The 517-nt window shown below is 61.5% G+C and carries 1 protein-coding gene; it reads right to left on the bottom strand.

All coding sequences use genetic code 11. The features are described from left to right. Window positions 1-221: 221 nt before the first annotated feature. Window positions 222-517, bottom strand: a 296-nt coding sequence (locus JK635_RS28805; protein WP_202655283.1) for a PEP-CTERM sorting domain-containing protein, incomplete at its 5' end; no start/stop codon positions are given.

Here is a 517-nt window from a genome sequence, read left to right as displayed (position 1 = left end):
AGCAGTCCTGTCCCCGCTCAGGCATGGTCATGATGTGCAGTTCTGTGGACAGGCCGTTGAACTGCGCGAGGTCGGCGCAGGATTGTAATTGAGCCCTGATCGACCACGGTCGAGACCATGCCGGCGACCGGAAAATTGGGGCATCTGCGTAGCAATCCTCAATGCCCGAAGGACACAAAAAAACCCGCTCTGCGAGCGGGTTTTCAAGAGCAAGGTCCAGCTTATGCCTTGCGTGCCTTGCGGCGCGATGCCGCGAAGCCCAGCAGGCCCAGGCCGAGCAGGGCCACGGTTGCCGGCTCAGGCACCTCGCCGCCCGCGCCGCCGCCACCACCTGTGGCGCCTTCAAACAGGGTGTAGTGGCTCAGGCGGCCGATGTTGCAGTTGTTGGCGCCACAGGCGCCGGTCAGGAAGTTGACCTGCTCGTTGGAAAAGACCAGCTTGTCGAGTTCGCCAACGTTCTGGAAGAAATAGGTGTTATCGCCGCCAAGGCTGCCGGTGCCGAACTTGAGCACGAAAT

It is taken from the genome of Neobacillus paridis, from assembly GCF_016765675.1.
GTDB classification, from domain to species: domain Bacteria; phylum Bacillota; class Bacilli; order Bacillales; family Cytobacillaceae; genus Neobacillus; species Neobacillus paridis.
Note: the sequence above shows the minus strand (reverse complement) of the source record. Positions and strands in the feature narration are given on the sequence as shown.